Annotated in this window: 18 protein-coding genes and 1 pseudogene; 10 read left to right on the forward strand and 9 right to left on the reverse strand. The window is 72.7% G+C overall.

All coding sequences use genetic code 11. The annotated features are described in order from the left end of the window. Nucleotides 1–8: 8 nt before the first annotated feature. Nucleotides 9–2,759, reverse strand: a complete 2,751-nt coding sequence (locus Sru01_RS15335; protein ID WP_203985188.1) for a DEAD/DEAH box helicase — start codon at nucleotides 2,757–2,759, stop codon at nucleotides 9–11. Nucleotides 2,760–3,005: 246 nt separating this feature from the next. Here Sru01_RS15335 and Sru01_RS36230 point away from each other — a divergent pair, with 246 nt between their 5' ends. Next, nucleotides 3,006–3,521: a COG4315 family predicted lipoprotein gene (locus tag Sru01_RS36230; protein WP_203985189.1), complete on the forward strand. Its 516-nt coding sequence runs from the start codon at nucleotides 3,006–3,008 to the stop codon at nucleotides 3,519–3,521. A gap of 151 nt (nucleotides 3,522–3,672) precedes the next feature. On the opposite strand, the gene Sru01_RS15345 is transcribed toward Sru01_RS36230, so the two are convergent. The 3 genes from Sru01_RS15345 to Sru01_RS15355 all read right to left on the reverse strand — a co-directional run bounded on the left by Sru01_RS15345 (nucleotide 3,673) and on the right by Sru01_RS15355 (nucleotide 6,645). Further along, nucleotides 3,673–4,524 (reverse strand): NmrA family NAD(P)-binding protein, encoded by an 852-nt coding sequence (locus tag Sru01_RS15345; RefSeq protein ID WP_203985190.1) that lies wholly within the window; start codon nucleotides 4,522–4,524, stop codon nucleotides 3,673–3,675. Nucleotides 4,525–4,718: 194 nt separating this feature from the next. Beyond that, the gene (locus Sru01_RS15350) at nucleotides 4,719–5,969 is read right to left on the reverse strand and encodes an MFS transporter (RefSeq protein ID WP_203985192.1); all 1,251 of its coding nucleotides are present in this window, start codon (nucleotides 5,967–5,969) and stop codon (nucleotides 4,719–4,721) included. 193 nt (nucleotides 5,970–6,162) lie between these two features. Next, nucleotides 6,163–6,645 carry a hypothetical protein gene (locus Sru01_RS15355; RefSeq protein ID WP_203985193.1) on the reverse strand — a complete coding sequence of 161 codons (483 nt, stop codon included), beginning with the start codon at nucleotides 6,643–6,645 and terminating at the stop codon, nucleotides 6,163–6,165. A 473-nt stretch (nucleotides 6,646–7,118) separates the two neighbouring features. On the opposite strand from Sru01_RS15355, the gene Sru01_RS15360 reads away from it, so the two are divergent. Then, complete coding sequence (locus Sru01_RS15360) at nucleotides 7,119–8,069, forward strand: LysR family transcriptional regulator (protein ID WP_239137444.1); 951 nt, start codon at nucleotides 7,119–7,121, stop codon at nucleotides 8,067–8,069. A 238-nt stretch (nucleotides 8,070–8,307) separates the two neighbouring features. On the opposite strand, the gene Sru01_RS15365 is transcribed toward Sru01_RS15360, so the two are convergent. Then, entirely contained in the window at nucleotides 8,308–8,793 is a 486-nt protein-coding gene (locus tag Sru01_RS15365; RefSeq protein WP_203985194.1) for a carboxymuconolactone decarboxylase family protein, read from the reverse strand. Between the two features lie 190 nt (nucleotides 8,794–8,983). On the opposite strand from Sru01_RS15365, the gene Sru01_RS15370 reads away from it, so the two are divergent. Beyond that, nucleotides 8,984–9,913, forward strand: a complete 930-nt coding sequence (locus Sru01_RS15370; RefSeq protein ID WP_203985195.1) for an RNA polymerase sigma-70 factor — start codon at nucleotides 8,984–8,986, stop codon at nucleotides 9,911–9,913. Nucleotides 9,914–10,073: 160 nt separating this feature from the next. Here the strand turns inward: Sru01_RS15370 and Sru01_RS15375 are convergent, their stop codons facing one another. Both Sru01_RS15375 and Sru01_RS15380 read right to left on the reverse strand, forming a co-directional pair. Continuing rightward, nucleotides 10,074–10,574 carry a hypothetical protein gene (locus Sru01_RS15375; protein WP_203985196.1) on the reverse strand — a complete coding sequence of 167 codons (501 nt, stop codon included), beginning with the start codon at nucleotides 10,572–10,574 and terminating at the stop codon, nucleotides 10,074–10,076. Nucleotides 10,575–10,871: 297 nt separating this feature from the next. Further along, nucleotides 10,872–11,345, reverse strand: coding sequence for an ATP-binding protein (locus Sru01_RS15380; protein ID WP_203985197.1), 474 nt, complete (start codon nucleotides 11,343–11,345; stop codon nucleotides 10,872–10,874). 171 nt (nucleotides 11,346–11,516) lie between these two features. Here Sru01_RS15380 and Sru01_RS15385 point away from each other — a divergent pair, with 171 nt between their 5' ends. Further along, a complete protein-coding gene (locus tag Sru01_RS15385; RefSeq protein WP_203985198.1) occupies nucleotides 11,517–12,830 on the forward strand; it encodes an NsdA family TPR-like regulatory protein in 1,314 nt (437 codons plus the stop codon). 222 nt (nucleotides 12,831–13,052) lie between these two features. Here Sru01_RS15385 and Sru01_RS15390 read toward each other — a convergent pair whose 3' ends face one another. Together Sru01_RS15390 and Sru01_RS15395 are read right to left on the reverse strand one after the other, a co-directional pair. Beyond that, entirely contained in the window at nucleotides 13,053–13,838 is a 786-nt protein-coding gene (locus tag Sru01_RS15390) for an isocitrate lyase/PEP mutase family protein (RefSeq protein ID WP_203985200.1), read from the reverse strand. Then, nucleotides 13,835–14,731 carry a cytochrome P450 family protein gene (locus tag Sru01_RS15395; RefSeq protein WP_203985201.1) on the reverse strand — a complete coding sequence of 299 codons (897 nt, stop codon included), beginning with the start codon at nucleotides 14,729–14,731 and terminating at the stop codon, nucleotides 13,835–13,837. The genes Sru01_RS15390 and Sru01_RS15395 overlap by 4 nt, the downstream gene beginning before the upstream one ends. 341 nt (nucleotides 14,732–15,072) lie before the next feature. Between Sru01_RS15395 and Sru01_RS15400 the strand changes: the two genes are divergently transcribed. From Sru01_RS15400 to Sru01_RS15420, 6 genes and pseudogenes are all read left to right on the forward strand, one after another. Continuing rightward, complete coding sequence (locus Sru01_RS15400) at nucleotides 15,073–15,270, forward strand: hypothetical protein (RefSeq protein ID WP_203985202.1); 198 nt, start codon at nucleotides 15,073–15,075, stop codon at nucleotides 15,268–15,270. Nucleotides 15,271–15,273: 3 nt separating this feature from the next. Then, nucleotides 15,274–15,798 carry a DUF6879 family protein gene (locus tag Sru01_RS15405; protein WP_203985203.1) on the forward strand — a complete coding sequence of 175 codons (525 nt, stop codon included), beginning with the start codon at nucleotides 15,274–15,276 and terminating at the stop codon, nucleotides 15,796–15,798. Beyond that, nucleotides 15,795–15,986, forward strand: a pseudogene (locus tag Sru01_RS36585) (helix-turn-helix domain-containing protein); the annotation flags it as partial. The gene Sru01_RS15405 and the pseudogene Sru01_RS36585, both read left to right, overlap by 4 nt. Nucleotides 15,987–16,230: 244 nt before the next feature. After that, nucleotides 16,231–16,644: a Scr1 family TA system antitoxin-like transcriptional regulator gene (locus Sru01_RS35645; protein ID WP_239137445.1), complete on the forward strand. Its 414-nt coding sequence runs from the start codon at nucleotides 16,231–16,233 to the stop codon at nucleotides 16,642–16,644. 131 nt (nucleotides 16,645–16,775) lie between these two features. Further along, a complete protein-coding gene (locus Sru01_RS15415; protein WP_203985205.1) occupies nucleotides 16,776–17,234 on the forward strand; it encodes a glycine-rich domain-containing protein in 459 nt (152 codons plus the stop codon). A 1-nt stretch (nucleotide 17,235) separates the two neighbouring features. Then, complete coding sequence (locus tag Sru01_RS15420) at nucleotides 17,236–18,129, forward strand: phosphotransferase family protein (RefSeq protein WP_203985206.1); 894 nt, start codon at nucleotides 17,236–17,238, stop codon at nucleotides 18,127–18,129. The last annotated feature ends 60 nt before the right edge of the window (nucleotides 18,130–18,189 follow it).

Here is an 18,189-nt window from a genome sequence, read left to right on the forward strand (position 1 = left end):
CGCCGGCGTCAGCCGACCGAGGAGTAGGCGACCACCCCGCGGCGCAGCGCGTCGACGGCCTTGCCGGCGTTCGCCTTCACCTTGCTGCCCTGCGGGGCGGCCTTGCCGACCTGGTCCAGCAGGTCGAGCAGCTGCTTGACCCACCGGACGAAGTCACCGGCCGCCAGATCGCCGTCGGTCAGCACGGCGTCCAGGCTGTGCCCCCGGGCCCAGCGGAACGCCGCCCAGGCGAAGCCCACGTCCGGCTCGCGGACGAACGACAGGCCGTGGTCGCGCTCGATGTCCTCCAGCTCGGCGAACAGCCGCACCATCACGGCCAGCGCCTCGCGGACGCCGCCGGCCGGGATGCGCGGCGACCGGGCGTCGTCGGCCTGCCGTGACTCGAACACCAGGGCGGACACGCAGGCGGCCAGCTCGGCCGGGTCCAGCTCCTCCCAGACGCCGGCGCGCAGGCACTCGGCGGTGAGCAGGTCCAGCTCGGTGTAGATCTGGGCCAGCCGGCGGCCCTCGGCGGTGACCGTCTCACCCTCCAGGTAGCCGAGCTGGTCCAGCACCCCGCACACCCGGTCGAAGGTGCGCGCGATCACGTGCGACCGGCTCTCCACCCGGCGCCGCAGCCCTTCGGTCTCGCGCAGCAGCTTGTGGTAGCGCTCGGCCCAGCGGGCGTGGTCCTCACGCTTGTCACAGCCGTGGCAGGGGTGGGCGCGCAGCCGGCGGCGCAGCTCGCTGATCTCCCATTCCGGAGTGCCGGGGGTCTCGGCCCGGGTCTGCATGCCCTCGGCGTCGTGGTCGCGGACCCGCACCGGGCGGCCGAGGTCCCGGTCGCCGATCTTGGCGTGCAGGGTGGCGACCAGGTTGGCGCGGTCCTTGGGCGCCCGGGGGTTGAAGTTCTTCGGGATGCGCAGCCGCTCCACCGGCTCCACCGGGACCGGGAAGTCGGCCGCCGACAGCCGCTTCACCTGCTTGCCGATGGTCAGCACCAGCGGCGAGGGGCCCTCGGCGCGCATGGTCAGCCCGGGGTCCAGGATCACCGCGAGCCCGGCCCGCCGCCCGCCGGGCACCCGGATCACGTCACCCGGCCGCAGCGCCTCCAGCGAGCGCACCGCCTGGGCGCGGCGGGCGCTGCCGCGCCGGCGCGACAGCTCGCCCTCCCGGTCCGACAGCTCGCGGCGCATCCCGGCGTACTCCTGGAAGTCGCCCAGGTGACAGGTCATCGCCTCGGCGTACCCGGCCAGCGCCTCCTCGGCGCGGCGCACCTGCTTGGCCAGGCCCACCACCGCCCGGTCCGCCTGGAACTGGGCGAACGACGACTCCAGCAGGGTGCGCGCCCGGCCGCGGCCGACCTGGCCGACCAGGTTGACCGCCATGTTGTAGGAGGGGCGGAAGCTGGAGCGCAGCGGGTAGGTGCGGGTGCTGGCCAGGCCCGCCACCGCGACCGGGTCCATGCCGGGCTGCCAGGCCACCACCGCGTGGCCCTCCACGTCGATGCCGCGCCGGCCGGCCCGCCCGGTGAGCTGGGTGTACTCCCCCGGCGTCAGGTCGGCGTGGGTCTCGCCGTTCCACTTGTCGAGCTTCTCGATCACCACCGAGCGGGCGGGCATGTTGATGCCGAGGGCCAGCGTCTCGGTGGCGAACACCGCCTTGACCAGGCCGCGGGTGAACAGCTCCTCGACGACCTCCTTGAACGCCGGCAGCATGCCCGCGTGGTGGGCGGCCAGGCCGCGCTCCAGGCAGTCGCGCCACTCCAGGTAGCCGAGCACCGCCAGGTCCTCGTCGGGCAGGTGGGCGGTGCGCTCGTCGACGATCTGCCGGATCTCGTGGCGCTCGCCGTCGGTGGTGAGCCGGATGCCGGCCTGCAGGCACTGCAGGACGGCGGCGTCGCACCCGGCCCGGGAGAAGATGAAGGTGATCGCCGGCAGCAGTCCCTCGGAGTCGAGCTTGTCGATGGCGGCCGACCGGCTCGCCGACCCGGCCGAGCGGCGGGGGCGGGTGTAGCCGCGCCGGCCGCGCGCCTGGGCCAGGCGCTGCTCGTCGCGGGAGATGCGCATCAGCGCGGGGTTGATGCGCGGCCGGTCCTCCTCGTCCACGAACAGGTCGTACAGTCGGTCGCCGACCAGCATGTGCTGCCACAGCGGCACCGGGCGGTGCTCGTCGACGATCACCGTGGTGTCGCCGCGCACCTCGCCGAGCCACTCGCCGAACTCCTCGGCGTTGCTGACCGTCGCCGACAGCGCGGCCAGCCGCACCGACTCGGGCAGGTGGATGATCACCTCTTCCCAGACGGCGCCGCGGAACCGGTCGGCCAGGTAGTGCACCTCGTCCATCACCACGTGGCTGAGCCCGGTGAGGGTGGCCGACCCGGCGTACAGCATGTTGCGCAGCACCTCGGTGGTCATCACGACCACCGGGGCGTCCCCGTTGACGCTGTTGTCGCCGGTGAGCAGGCCGACCCGGGCCAGGCCGTACCGGCGGACCAGATCGTTGTACTTCTGGTTGGACAGCGCCTTGATGGGGGTGGTGTAGAAGCACTTGCCGCCCTGCTCCAGCGCCAGGTGGACGGCGAACTCGCCGACGACGGTCTTGCCCGAGCCGGTGGGCGCGGCGACCAGCACCCCGTCGCCGGCCTCCAGGGCGCGGCAGGCGTCCAGCTGGAAGTCGTCGAGCGCGAAGTCGTACAGGCCTCGGAATGACGTGAGGGCGGGCCCGCTTTCGGACTGATTCTCACGGAAGGCGGCATAGCGTTCCGCAGGCGTCGTCATGCACTTCACCCTACCGATAACCGATTTCCGGTCCGGTCGGGTCGCGCCTTCCGGGCGACTGGCCCGCACACCGGGGGGCGGGCCCCGGTGAAGTGCGGGTACGGGGCGCCGGCCCCACCCGGGCATGGTAGAAGAGGAATGTTCTACCCGGTGATTCCTGGACGTTGAAATGACCTCTCGGTGATGGGCCGGCCGGCGCGGGTCGCGGGCCCGGGCGCGGCGGCGCCCCCCGCCATGCCCGCTGGCATGCCCGCCGCCATGCCCGCCGCCATGCTCGCCGTCATGCTCGCCGCCATGGCCGGATGCGCGGCCGGATGCGCCGCCGGCGGTACCGGTGACGCCGCCGGCGCCGGGCCGACGACCGTGCTGTCGCGGCCCGCCGCCCCTCCCGGGCCGGGGCTGTTCGTGGTCAACTCCCAGCCGCTGGGCGGGCCGATCGTCATCGACGGCCAGGGGTACCTGATGTACCGCTACGACCGCGACGGCGCCGCGCCGCCGCGCTCGGCGTGCACAGGAGCCTGCGCGGCCGAGTGGCCGCCGGTGCGGGCCGGTGATCTCGCGCGGCTACGGGTGGCGGGCATCGACCGGGGCAAGCTCGGCGTGCTGCGCCGGCCGGACGGCATCGGCCAGCTCACCCTGGCCGGCCACCCGCTGTACGGCCGCCGCGCCGACCGGTTGCCCGGCGACACCAGCGGGCACGGCCGGGACGGCTGGTTCGCCGTCTCCCCCGCCGGCGCCCGCGCCGGCCGCCCGCCCGGCTGACCCCTCGCCGGGTCACCGCCGGGCCGCCGCACGCTTGGGCCCGGCGGCCGTGCGGACGGCGGCGTCCACCGGGGGCGGGCGATTCGCCGGTCTCGCCGTCCGCCCACGCCCTCGACTCTCTCATGAACGCGCGGCCCGGTGGCGGCGCCGGTCACCGGTTCCGGCCGCGCCACTCCTCCAGGCTCAGCAGCCCGGGGAAGCGGGCGCGCAGCGCGGCGATGTCGGCCCGGTGGCTCTGACGCTGGAACCAGGTGAACATGGCCGCCACCTCCGGCGCCCGTGCCCGCACCTCCTCGATCGGCTGGCGGGTGATCCGCGTCGCAACGCCGTCGGTCCTGGTGAAGACCGCGGCGATCTCCCGGACGGTCGGTTCGTCACCGGCGATGTCGATGCTCTCACCGAGGAAGCCGGCCGGGTCGGCGAACGCGGCCGCGGCGATCCGGCCGATGTCGGCCAGCGCGATCATCTGCAGCGGGGTGCCGGCGTCCAGCGCGAGCGGCACGACCCGCTCGCCGCCTCGGGGCTCGGGCAGCATGTAGAGCCAGTTCTCCATGAAGAACACCGGCCGCAGCACCGTGGCCGGCAGGCCGATGGCGTGGATGTACGCCTCGATCTCCGCCTTGCTGTCGAAGTGCGCGACGCCCGACCCGCGGCCGGCGGCGGCGACCGAGGTGTAGACCAGGTGGGCGACGCCGGCCGCCTTCGCCGCGTCGGCGACGTTCCGCCCGCGCCGTACCTCCAGCGCGGGCCGCGGGTCGGCCAGGTCGCAGGGCTGCACGCTGAAGACGCCGTGGCAGCCCCGGGCCGCCGCGCGCAGCGAGGCGGGGTCGTCCAGGTCGCCCGCGACCGGTTGCGCGCCGAGTACCCGCAGGGCCTTGGCGGCCGGCGCGTCCGGGTCCCGGACCAGGACGCGCACCGGCCGGCCGGCCGCGAGCAGCCTGCGGGCGACGGCGCCGCCCTGCCCGCCGGTCGCGCCCGTGACCAGGATGATCTTCTCCGGCACTGTCGGATCCTTTCGAGGTGTGATGGCTTGACCGGTCGCCTGCGGACCGGCCAGGGGGTGACAGGTGATGGACCGGCCGGTCGAAGGCCGCCCCCGCGGGACCCTCGCCGTACGGACCGGGCCGGGTGCCGCCTTCGGCCATGGCACGGGCCGGGTAGAGCTCACCACCGGCGGGGTTCACCGCCGGGCGGCGCTCACCGCCGGGCGGCCTGGGACGTCGCGCGGCGCTCGAGCAGCCACAGCACGAACATCCCGGCGCCCAGCGTGCCGCCGAGAACGCTCACCGCCGGCCAGCCGCCGCGCGTCCACGCCAGCGCGGCCAGCGCCGAACCGGCGGCGCCACCGGCGAAGAAGGCGGTCATCAGTACGGAGTTGAGCCGGTTGCGGATCTCCGGGCGCAGCGCGTAGATGACCTGCTGGTTGCTGTTGAGCACCGCCATGTGGGCCACGTTGAGCACGACCAGCCCGGCCAGCAGCCAGCCCAGCCAGGCGCCGCCCGCCCCGATCAGCAGCCAGGAGGCGGCCAGCGCGGCGCTGCCCCAGGCGGTGACCCGCTGCACGTGGCCGCGGTCGGCCAGCCGGCCGGCGACCGTCGTCGCCACCACGCCCGCCGCGCCGAGCAGGCCGAGCGCTCCGATGGCCGCCCCGGACCAGCCGTATCGCGGGCCGGCGAGCAGGAAGGTCATCGCCGTCCACAGCACGTTGAACGATCCGAGCGACAGGGCGGCGATGCCGGCCCGCCACCGCAGGACCGGCTCGTGGCGCAGCAGCGCGACCGTCGAGCGGAGCAGCGCCGGGTAGGACAGGCCGATCGGCGTGTGCAGCGGCGGCAGCAGGCGCCAGAGCAGCACCGCCACCGCGGCGATCAGTGTCGCGCTCACCCAGTAGACCGTCCGCCAGCCGCCGAGTTCGGCCAGCCCGCCGGCGACGGTACGGGACAGCAGCGCGCCCAGCATCAGCCCGCTCATCACCGTGCCGACGACCCGGCCGCGCCGCTCCGGTGCGGCGAGCGTGGCGGCGTACGGCACCACGATCTGGGCGGCCACCGAGGTGAACGCGGTGAGCACCGATCCGATCAGCAGCTGGGTGCCGCTGCGCGCGGTCGCCGAGATCAGCGCGAACGCCGCGGTGGCCGCGTACAGCACGACGGCCAGCCGGCGGCGTTCCAGCAGGTCGCCCAGCGGGACCAGCAGGATCAGGCCGAGCCCGTAACCGGCCTGCCCGGCCGCCACGATCAGGCCGCCCGTGGTGGCGCCGAACCCCAGATCCCGGCCGAGCAGGTCCAGCAGCGGCAGCGCGAAGTAGTTGTTGGCGACCGCGAGCCCAGTGGCCACCGACATCAGTAGCACCAGCCCGCGGCCCAGCGGCGCGCCGCCGTCCGGGAGGTCGGTGACCGGCCGGCCTGGCGTGGTACGGGAGGTGCCGGATCTGATGTCGTTCGTCATGGTAGATAGCTTCGGGCCCCCACGATTGATGAGTCCAACACATACTCATCAACGCACCGATCACGAATCGCGATTGATCGGCTGAGCCGCCCGCCATGACCTGACCAGGCCGTCACCACCTGACGATCAGCCGTCCGAGGGAGCGCCGGTAACGGGCCGGGGCCGGGTCCGGGCCGAGAACGGTCTCGGGCGGTCAGCTGTAGGAGATCGACTGCAGGCTGCAGCTGGTCATCCAGGGGCCGGGATACACCGGGGCGGTGGAGCAGCTCCAACCGGCGGTCACGACGCTGGTCCCGGCGGGAATGCCCGCCAGCCCGCTCGAGCCGGCGAAGTCGTACTGGTGGCCGCCGCTGCACAGGGCGCCCACCCCCACATACCCGGCGTCGGCGGGCAGCGTCTGGCTGAACTGGAACGCGTGGGTCGCGGGCACCGCGGTCAGGGCGCTGAACGGCAGGGTCGCCGACCAGGACGGCGACGAGGTGAACACCCGCAGGTCAGAGGGGTACCAGTCTCTGGTGTCCCCGGAGTAGTTGACGTTGGAGCAGTCCACCGTCGCGTTCAGCACGGCGGTGGTGGCGGCGGCGGGTGACGCCCCGGTCACCACGCCGAGCACTCCGGTGGCGACCAGAGCGGCACCGAGCGACAGCACCCGCCGAAACGATCTCACCGCGAACATGGGCATCCTTTCTCGCGCTTCACACCGGCCACCGCGAATTCAGCATCCTTTCCGAACCCGGTCAAAAGGGCCCGAGCTTTCGGCGGGTCCGAAACCAAACCGCGCATCGAGCCGTGAAATGCCTGATCCACCGGCGGCCCGATCCCGTGGGGCGGGAAGATGCACCGGCCGGCGCGCCGGCACCCGGAGGATTCGCCGGCAGCGGGCCGGCGCCCGGCGGTTATCACGGAATTCCACCGAAGCGGCGATCGTGAAATGTTTCGGCGACCAGGGCGTCCCGTTATCGCCGATTCCTGACGGTCAGCTGAAAGATTCAGAACCGGTCGGGTCACCGCGACGGCCTTCCACGAGTCATCGGCCCGCGGCCGGGCCGGCCGCCGGCGTCCACCTGCCACCCGGGCCGGCGGCGTGGCGCGCGGCACCGCGGACGATCGCGTGACCGCCACGGCCGACCGGATCAATGAGTCCGGCATATGGCCGTCGTCGCGACGATCGCGATCTACGATGGATCGGTGGAGTTGCAGCAGATGCGCTACGTGGTGGCGGTGGCGGAGACGGCGAACTTCACCCGGGCCGCCGAGCGGTGCCGGGTCGTGCAGTCGGCGCTGAGCCACCAGATCGCCCGGCTGGAGCGCGAGCTCGGCGCCCGGCTGTTCGAGCGCACCAGCCGCAGGGTCGCGCTGACCCCGGCCGGCGAGGCCTTCCTGCCGGCCGCCCGCCAGGCCCTGGAGGCCGCGGACCGCGCCCGCGCCGAGGTGGCCGCGGCCGGCGGTGAGCTGCGCGGCCGGCTCGCCATCGGCGCCATCCCGACCGTCACCGCGGTCGACCTGCCGGCTGCGCTGCAGAGCTTCCACCTGCGCCACCCGCAGGTGAGGATCACGCTCCGGTCCGGGGCGAGCGACGCCCTGGCCGAGCAGGTCCGCCAGGGCGGGCTGGACATCGCCTTCCTCGGCCTGTCACCGAAGACCCGGCCCAAGGGCGTCCAGGGGCGTGTCCTGGCCCGGGGGGAGCTGGTCGCGCTGGTGGCGCCCGGCCATCCGCTGGCCGGCGAGACCGGGGTGGACCTGCACCGGTTGGCACAGGAGGTCTTCGTCGACTGGCCGGCCGGTTCCGCCGGGCGCGTGCAGTCCGACGAGGCGTTCGCCGCCGCCGGCCTGGTCCGGGAGGTCGCTTTCGAGATCTCCAACGCCGGCCTGATGGCCCGGCTGGTCCGGCTGGGCCTGGGCGTCGCCATGATGCCCGCCTCCTTCGTCCCCGAGCTCGGTGACGTGCACGTCGTCGAACTGCGTGACCCGCCCACCCGGATCGAGCGCCTGGTCTGGCGCCACCCCCGCCCGTCCCCGGCCGCCGCCGCCTTCCTCGACGCTCTGAACCTCCCGGCGGAACGGGTCCCGGACGGCGTTCCCCGGGCCGGCACCGGCTGACCCGGCACCGGGAGAGTCGGGAGAGGTCGAGAACGGGCGCTCAGCCCCGGTCGCCGGTCCTGTCGTAGATCGCCGCCCGCCGGTTCATCGGCCGGGGGCACCGTCAAGACCCACCTGGCGCACATCTAGGCCAAGCTCCGGCTCGCCAACCGCACCGAACTCGCCCGCCCCGCGGCCACCGCCCACCCGCCCGGAGCCGGCCCGGAATGACCGGCGGCCGCGGTGACAGGTCCGCCGGTCAGCTCGACAGGTTCGCGAGCATGCCGGCCTGGTAGGAGCCGCCCTGGTTGCGCACGATCACGTTCAGCCGGTTGGCCGCGTTGATGAAGGCGGTCAGCGCGACCAGCGCGGCGACCTGGTCGTCGTCGTAGTGCTCGCGCACCTGGGCCCAGGTCTCGTCCGACACGCCATGGTGGGTGTCGGCCAGCCGGGTGCCCTCCTCGGCGAGCGCCAGCGCGGCCCGCTCGGCCGCGGTGAACACGCTGGTCTCGCGCCAGGCGGCCACCAGGGCGAGCCGGACCGGGGTCTCGCCGGCGGCCGTGGCCTCCTTGGTGTGCATGTCCACGCAGAAGCCACAGCCGTTGATCTGGCTGACGCGCAGCAGCACCAGGTGCTGGACGGTCACGGGCAGCGGCGACTGCTGGATGGCCAGGCCGACATTGATCATCCGCTTGCCGATCTTGGCGCCGGTCTCGTTGGCCATCAGGTCGATACGGGGTTCCATGGCGTCGTCCTCTCTCGGGTAGGGCCGCGCGGTCGCGCGGCGTCCTGACGACCACGAGACGCCGGCCGGCCGGACCGCGTGACAGGCATATGGGTGTGACCTGCGCCACCACGCGAAGGTGTCACACTGCGGCAGGGTCCGGTGTCTGGTGGGTGTGACACCATCGACGGCGGACGGGCGGGAGACGGCCATGACCGAGCGGGACGATCAATCGCCGGCGGCGGGCACCACCGGCCCGTCCCCCGGCGACGGGCGGCTGGACCCGGCCACCGAGGCGTTCGTCGCGCACCGCAACCTGCTGTTCACCGTCGCCTACGAGATGCTCGGCTCGGCGGCCGACGCCGAGGACGTCCTGCAGGAGACCTGGCTGCGCTGGACCGACGTCGACCTCGGCGTCGTGCGGGACCGGCGCGCCTACCTGGTGCGGATCACCACCCGCCAGTCGCTGACCCGGCTGCGCACCCTCGGCCGGCGCAAGGAGTCCTACGTCGGCCCGTGGCTGCCCGAGCCGCTGCTGACCACGCCGGACGTCGCCGAGGACGTCGAGCTGGCCGACAGCGTCTCGACGGCCATGCTGCTGGTGCTGGAGACGCTCACGCCGACCGAGCGCGCGGTCTTCGTGCTGCGCGAGGTGTTCGGCCTGGAGTACGACGAGATCGCCGAAGCGGTCGGCAAGAACCTGGCCGCGGTCCGGCAGATCGCCCACCGGGCCCGGGCGCACGTCGCCGCGCGCCGGCCGCGCATCGTCGTCTCCCCGGCCGAGTCCCGGGAGGTGCTCCAGGCGTTCCAGCGGGCGATCGCGACCGGCGACCTGCAGCGCCTGCTGGACATCCTCGCCCCGGACGTCGTCCTGCTCGCCGATGGCGGCGGCGTCAAGCGGGCCGCGCCGGCCCCCGTCGTCGGGGCCGACACGGTGGCCCGGGCACTGGCCCGGGTCGCCGCGGTGCCGCTCCAGACGGCATGGGTCAACGGCCGGCCGGCGCTGCTCTTCCAGATCAAGGACAGGATCGACACCGTCCTGACGGTGCGCATCGACGCCGGCCGAATCACCGGCCTCTACGCCGTCCGCAACCCCGAGAAACTCACCCACATGACCCGGCAGACCCCCCTCCGCCGCTGACCTGGAGGGCACATCACGGGTGACCTGGAGCCCTATCTCTCCGGATCTTCGACCCGTTCCGACAGATCTCCCTGGCCGGACGCACCGATACCCACGCGCCCCGCGACCGGACGGGAGTCCCGGGCGCGGGGCGGATCGGTGGCCGGTTAACCGGGTGGGGTCAGCACTTGACGGTGAGCGAGGGGCCGATCAGGACCTTGCCGCCGCTGGTCACCACGCGGAAGGTGTTCTTCTTCATGCTCTTGCACGTCGCACGGACGTGGAAGGCTCCCGTCTGATCGCTGCGCAGGGTCCTGCCCGCCAGCCGCTTCCAGTGCGTGATGCCGGCGATCTTCGTCTTCTTCTGCAGTGCCATCCACCACCAGCCGCCCTTGCTCTTGCAGTGGGCCCGGACCGTGCCGTACATGCGCCACTTGCCGCCCTCGTACCTCCCCCACGGACGCAGCAGTTCCAGGCAGCGCTTGGCCGATGTGGTCGTGGTCGCAGCGTTTGGCCGGGCGGCCTGGGACTGGGCGTGGTTCGCCTGCTGGGCCACGAAGGCGGTGATGGCGGTCGTGGTGGGGGCCGCCTGCGCTGTCGCCGAGCCGGGTGCGACGAGTAGGGCAGATGCCGCGCCGGCGGTGCCGGCGAGAGTGATGAGCCGCTTGCTGATCGAAGCCATGAGATCGTCCTCCTCGAATTGCGGAACCGCGCCCGACTTTCGATAAAAGCCGCCAATAAGCGGCTCGCCGGTTCGCGGGCTGATCTGAATTCGACGCTTGCGTGTCACGCAAAGGAACTGATGAGGAATCTAACAAAGCCGTCGCCGTTCGCACGTCAGACTCATGATTGATGTGGGGTAATCCGAACGCGGTACGCGCTTAGGCGCCGTCAATCCGCAGCGGTACGCATAATTCACAATTTGTGCGCCATCCGCGGTCGTTGTGCCGGGCCGGTCTTCGGGCGTCTCGCCGGGCTTTCATGCATGACGGGCCTCCTGGTAGGTCGCGCGGTGGGCGGCGGGGGCGGCGGGCGGGCGGTGGCCGTCCGGGGTGTCGTGGGGGTCGAGGGTGAACCAGACGGTGCAGCCGGTGGCGTCCCGGAGGAAGCCCCAGCGGCGGGCCAGGTCGCGCACCAGGCGGATGCCGCGGCCCCGCTCGGCCAGCGGGTCGGCCGGCGCGCGGCACCCGCACGGGACCGTGGACCCGCCCTGGTCGGTGACCTTGACCTCGACGGTCCGGTCCCAGCCGACCAGCACGGTCACCGGGATCTGCGGGGAGTCGGTGTAGGTCACCGCGTTGGTGAAGATCTCCGACAGCAGCAGCACCGCGTCGTCGCGGCGCGGATGGTCGGCGAGCACCTTGCGCAGCCATCGCCGGGCCTCGCCGGCGGACGCCACCTCGCCGGGGAAGACGGCGCTTTCCCGCCGCCGGTCATCGGAATAGATACGCATTTCGGCCTGGTGCCCTTCGTCACGGGAATCCTGCCGCCAAGACAATCGGACCGGCGCACGACATCGGCGATCTTCGGCCAGCAGACCGCGACGACTTTTCTCCGGGAACGACCTTTCCTTCTTTCGACCTTCCATTACCCTCTGAATCGGATCGATCACTCGGAGGTGTGCATGGAGCAGCAGGAGACCCTGTTCGGCCGGGCGTGCGCGGACCGGGGCTGGGAGCGGCCGGCCGCGTTCCTCGCGGCGTTCACGCAGGCGGCGCGCATGATCGGCGAGCCGGTGAAGCTGACCGCCCGCCAGTACCGGCGCTGGTGCATGCCCCATCCGCCCCGCCCCCGGCAGCGGGCCTGGCGGGTGCTGCACGCCATGTTCGGCGTCAATCCGGCGGACCTGGGTTTCCCGCCCGCACCTTACGGTGAAATAAATCCATGTACGTTCCTAATAACGGACGAAATAGAGGAATCGGACGTGAAACGTCGTACATTCGTGGCGACTGCAATGGGGACGGCGGCCGGTGCCACCCTCGGCGCCTTCACCCCGGCGGAGGCCGTCGGTACGCCCCACGTCCAGGAGCTGCGCGCCGGCCTGCGCGCGCTGCGCACCCTGGGCGACGCGCACGGCGGCACCGAGGTCCGCAGCCTCGCCGTCCGGCACCTGATCCGCATCCGCCGGGTCATCGAGGCCGGCAGCTACTCCGAGTCGATCGGCCGCCAGCTCCGGCTGCTGGCCGGCGAGGCCGCGAACCGCTGCGCCTACCTCCACTTCGACGCCTGCGACCAGGACCAGGCCCGCCACTACTGGCACGAGGCGCTCGCCATCGGCACCACGCTGGACGACGACACCCTGAAGGCCCAGGCGCTGGCCATGCTCGGCCTGCAGGCCAACTACCAGAAGCGGCCCCGGCAGGCCCTGGACGTGCTCGGCGCCGCCCGCCGGCACGCCGAGTCCATCGGCTCGCCGGTGCTGCTGTCCATCATCGCCAGCCGCGAGGCGGACGCCTTTTCGCTGATGGGCGACCATCCGGCGGCCAACGCCCGGCTGGCCCAGGCCATGCGCCTGATGGAGCATCCGCAGCGCGGCCGGCGCGCCCCGGAGTGGACGGCCTTCTACGATCGCGCGGAGATCGAGGTCTCCCAGGCGCACATGCTGACCGAAGCCGGCAAGCACCGGGCGGCGCTGCCCTACTACCAGGCCGCGGTGACCCACACCCGAGGCGCGTACGGGCGCAACCTGGCCGCCCGGCAGTTCGCCCTCGCCGACAAGTTCCTCAAGGCAGGCGAAGCGGAGGAGGGAGCCGCCGCCGCGCTGACCGGGCTGGAGCACCTGTCCGAGGTGTCCTCCGGCCAGGTACGCGCGCGCATGGTCGAGGTGCGGGACGCGCTGCTGGCGGTGGACACCGCCGATGCCCGGGAGGCCGCGGACGCGATCACCCAGCGGCTCCGCGCTCCCCGGCCCGGTCCGCCGCCGCTCGACGCCGCCTGAACCCGCGCGTGGACCGGTTGACCGCCGACAGCATCTGAGTCCGCGCGTGATCCGGTCAGGCGCCGACAGCGCCTGACTCCGCGCGTGGACCGGTACTCCGCGGCTGGACCGGTCAACCGCCGACAGCGCCTGACTGCGTGCGTGGTCCGGTCAGGCGCCACGCGACAGCGCCTGAACCCCGCGCGTCGACCGGTTCGCAAACCGCGGGTCAGCTCCTGGGGCTCAGACGCCGCGGGTCAGCTCCTGGATCTCCGCGTAGGAGGGGACCGCCTCCGGGAGCGGGCCGCCGGCCGCGCCGGCCAGCGCGGTGCTGACGGCCGCCCCGAGCGCGGCCCGGAACAGCAGCGAGCCGAAGCTGACCCGCCGCACCCCCAGTTCCGCCAGCCGGGCCACCGGCACGCCCGGCTGGATGAGCACGTTCAGCGGCACCGGCGCCGCGCCGGCCAGGATCTCCAGGTCGCGGGCGGCGGTGGCGCCCGGGGCGAACACCCCGTCGGCCCCCGCGTCGGCGTACGCCCGCCCCCGCCGGACGGCGGTGGCCAGGGCGTCGGGCGTGCCCAGCCAGAACGGGTCGGTGCGCGCGTTGACGAACAGGTCCGGCACCCGCTGCTTGATCGTGCCGATCACCCGCACCTGGGCGCCGATCTCCGCGAGGTGATCGCCCCGGCCGTCCTCGATGTTGACGCCCGCGACCCCGGCGGCGGCCAGCTCGGCGGCCAGCTCGGCCACCTCGGCGGGCGAGCCGCCGAATCCGTCCTCGATGTCCACCGTGACCGGGACGCCGAGCCGGGCGATGCCGCGGGCCAGTGCCACCGTCTCGGCCCGGGTGGCCCGCGCGGCGTCCGGTTTCCCGGCGGCGGCGGCCACGCCCAGGCTGGTGGTGCCCACCGCGGCGAACCCGGCCGCCGCCAGCGCCGCGGCGGAGGCGTGGTCCCAGGCGTTCGGCAGCAGCAACGGCTCCGTGCCGTGGTGCAGGGCGGTGAACCGCTGGAACAGCGTCGCCGTCATCGCCGCACCGCCATCACCACGCCGGCCGCCAGCGCCAGCGCGACCTCCGGTGCCGGGCAGGGCCGCAACCCCGCCCCGAAGGTCAGGTGGTTCGGCGCACGCCCCGGCCGGAACCGGTCCGGGTCGTCGAACACCGCCGGGTCCCGGTTGGCCGCCGCCACGTCCAGCACCACCACCTCCGGCTCCGTCCCGCCGCGCGCCTCGGGCTCCATCTCGCCGACCATCGCCGAACCCGCCGCGTCGTCCAGGGTCGCGGGTCGCGCCGGGGCCGGGGTGCGGCGCAGCGCGCGGACCGGCGGGTCGTGCCGCAGCGTCTCGGCCAGTAGCCCTTCGACCGGGCAGGGCTGCGTACCGGCGGCGAGCGCGTTGCGGATCAGCCCCGCGGTCGAGTCGCAGGCCTGGGCGAGCAGCCCGGCCAGCACGGCCAGCCGGGCCGGCTCGGGGTCGCCGAGCAGCCGGGACAGCAGGGCCACGCCTTCATCGGCGGACGCGATGTCCGGGCCGGTGGGCGGGGGCGCGTCCGGGGCCGGCAGGTAGACCGGGGCGAGCGCCGCGACCGCGCGCACCGCCCGCCCGGCGTCCGCCTCGGGCACGCCGAACGCGCGGGCCAGCACCCGCACCGGCACCAGTCCGGCCTGCTCGGGGTGCGCGGACGCCTGCCGGAACGTCTCGGCGCGCAGCGCCGCCGGGTCGAGCGCGGCGAGCACCTCTTCGGCCGCCGCCCGGCGCGCGGCGTGCTCGGGACCATCGGCGAAACGGCTGACCGCGCCGCGCAGCCAGGCGACCGTCAGGGCGAAGGGCGGCCGAGGCGCCGGTAGTACCGTCAGGCCGGGATCGGCCAGCATCGCGCGGACCTCGTGGTGGCGCCGAACCGTCCGGTGTGGGGAAGTCATACCCGGCACGCTAGGCGCGGGAGGCTTCGGTGCCGGCCGAAGTACCGGCGGTCCATGATGGACAGATGACGCGCTGGGCCGGGCCGGCTCGCTCGGATCGGCTCCGGCCGCGCCCTACGCGTCACCCCGCCCGGCCACCAGGCCCTGGCAAAGCCACCGGACCTGCGGGACCTCGCCACCACGTAACCGGCGAGCGGCTCGGGCGATCTGCCTGCCCATGCCGATCCGAGCCCTGGTGACACAAGCTCCCCACCCCTAAGCTTTACGTAATGCGTTCGCGAGATGACTCTGGGCACGGAGTCGCGAAATCCGCGGCAATCTCACTGGTCGAGGGGTGAACCATGCGTCTACGCTTCCTGGGCACGGACAGCGAGCAAGGTACCTGTCCAGCCATCTACGAGAGCGACCGGGATACCTACGTGGTCCAGGGAAAGCTGATCACCGATCCGGCCGCGCTCGCCGACCTGGTCGACCTCGGACCTGACGAGTCGGCCGTCGAGATCCCCAAGGCGCTCGCCCGGTTCCTCGTGACGGAGTGATCATTGAGCCTGCTCGACGAGAATCAGCTCGGCGATCTCCTCAACGAGTTCTCTACCAGCGCGTTCAGGTTCGAGACGCGAGAGACCTACCGGAGCATCGTCGGCAGGGAGCCCTTCCGCAGGTTCCTCGCCGGGGAGCCCGACGACTACGCGTGGCACCGCGGCTGGATGGACAAGATCAGCCGTGATCGGGCCGCCGGCAAGGTGTGGCAGCGGGTGCGGATCGTCTCCGTCCCGCTGTCGGACTACAACCGGTACGGCGTCCAGGTCGCCCGGCTCAGCATCGCCGCCGGCGAGGACATCCGCTATCTCCGGCGTGACATCGCCGAGAGCATCGGACTCCACCCGCTCGACGCGTGGCTTCTCGACTCCGAGCGCCTGGTTCGCCTGGTGTTCAACGACGATGACACCTTCCGAGGTGCCGAGCGGATCACCGATCCCGGCATGGTCCGCAGGCACCTGGAGTGGCGGGAAGTCGCCCTGCGGCACGCCGAGCCGTTTGACAGGTTCGTCGCCCGGCTGCCGTGAACGAGCCGGTACTGGGCAAGCACGCCGTTCAAGCGCTCGGCATCCGGTTACGTGATCTCCGGCGCGACGCCGGACTGACCGGCCGACGCCTTGCCGAACTGTGCGGATGGCCACCATCGAAGATCAGCAAGATCGAGTACGGCAAGCAGACGCCCAGCGAGGACGATGTACGCGAATGGTGCATCGCATGCGGAGTCCCGAGCCAGATCGCCGACCTGTCCGCCGCCGTCCGTTCCATTGACGCCCAGTACACGGATTGGCAGCGATCTCTCAAGAGTGGAACCGCGCGGCGTCAGCGCGCCAATGTCGAGGCGTACGAGAGGACGCGGCTCTTCCGGATCTGGGAGCCGACCGTCATCCCCGGCCTGATCCAGACCCTCGCCTACGCCCGGGGTGTGCTCCGAACCGTCGTCGACTTCTATGGCATCCCCGATGACGTCGATCAGGGAAGTGCAAGCCCGCATGGATGCGCAGCGGGTGTTGGAGTACGGCAACCGGCGATTTCTCCTACTGCTCGGCCAGGCGGCCCTCTACACACGTGTCACCGACCACGACTCGATGCGTACGCAGCTGGCGCGCGTCCTGGAAGTGATGAGGCGACCGCATGTCCATGTCGGCGTCGTTCCGTGGAACGCGGCCTACACGGTCCCCCGGAACAACGCCTTCACGATCTACGACGGCCGGCTGGTGACCGTGGCCACCTATACAGCCGAGCTGAACCTCACCCAGGGACACGAGATCGGTACCTACGAGAAGGCGTTCGACCGGCTGCTGGCTCTCGCCGTTCGCGGGGCTGCCGCCGAAGAGCTGGTGGAAGGTGCAATCGTCGATCAAGGAGAAAGCTGAAGAAAGATCCTTGAGTGCGGCCCGGAGGCTCGCCGAGCATCGAGTCGAGCAGGGCCCGGCCCGCGGAGACGACTCACTGTGATCCACATCGGGCCATGGCCGCCGGCAACCGCATCATGAGGAGGAATCCATTGACCGTCTCCACTCCGTCCCCGCCTCGCATCGAAGTGAGGCAGCTCATCCCGGAGGCGCTCTTCCACCGGCTCACCTCGCGCATCGCCCGCGAGGAACTGGTCAGCACCACCGAGGCTGAGCGGATCATGACCCAGGCACTCGCCTTCCTGCAGGCGTGCGCCCTGAACCCCGGTGCCGGTCTGGTGCCGTCCGAGAAGGTCGACATCGGCTGGCACACCTTCGTCCTGTACACCAGCGAGTACGCCACCTTCTGCCATCGGATCGCCGGCAGGTTCATCCACCACCGGCCGGAAGACGAGCCGAACCCGGGAACGTCCGCACCCGCGGAGCGGATCGGCGCGACGGTCGCGGCACTCCGGGCAGCGGGCCTGCCGGTGGACATCGAGCTGTGGACGCACCGGAGTGCCTGCAGCCAGTGCTACGCGGGCTGCGCCGACGACCCGGAGGTGGGGTGAGATGCCGAGAACACATTGGGAGGACCTTCCCGGAGCCGTCCGCGAGACGGTGCAGGACCGGACCGGCACCGTACTCAAGGCCGAGTCCGCCACCGAGGGCCTGATGCCCGGCATGGCGGGGACGCTGCATCTGGCCGGCGGTGATCGGCTCTTCTTCAAGGCGGTGAATGCCGACAGCCCTGCCGTTCGGCTCTACGAGCGGGAGCGGTGGGCGGGCGGGGTCCTGCCTTCCCCGGTCCCCGCGCCGCGTCTGCGATGGAGCGCCGAGGTCCACGGCTGGATCTGCCTGGTCTTCGACCACATCGACGGCCGGGAGGCGGACCTGTCGCCTGGTTCGCCGGACGTACCGCTCGTGCTGGACGCGGTGGCCCGGCTCGGCGAACAGCTCTCGCCGTCGCCGGACGCCAACGCCCCGCACGTCGCAGAACACGTCTCGCTCCTGCGGGCCAAGGCGGCTCACCTGCTCGCCAAGCCCGCCTTCGACGACCGGGCCATTTACGAGGCCGCGCTCGCCCGCTTCGAGCCGTCCTCGCTCGACGGGGACACCCTGCTGCACTACGACCTGCACGCCGGTAACCTGCGCATGGTCCACGACCGGCCATGGATCGTCGACTGGGGATTCGCCTGCCGCGGCGCGGCGTGGGTGGAGCCGGTGATGCTGGCTCCGCGTCTGGTCGCAGCCGGGCACTCCCCGGCTGAGGCGGAGGATCTCCTGGCCGCGGTACCCGCCTGGCGGGCGGCACCGGCGGCGGGGGTCACCGGGCTGGCGGCGTTGTGGACGCTGTTCCGCGTCTACAAGGCACGGTTCGGTCCGGCCGAGGCTCGCGAGTTCCGTGCCCGGGCCGCGAGAGCGGGCCTGGCCTGGGTCGCGTACCGGGTGGGCTCTGGGAGTTGACCGGCCTGGCGCCCCGCGTTCTTCGCCGAACCGCACGACCATTTCCGGCCGGCGAAGTGG

Origin of the sequence: Sphaerisporangium rufum, assembly GCF_016863395.1 — a bacterium.
Lineage (GTDB): Bacteria > Actinomycetota > Actinomycetes > Streptosporangiales > Streptosporangiaceae > Sphaerisporangium > Sphaerisporangium rufum.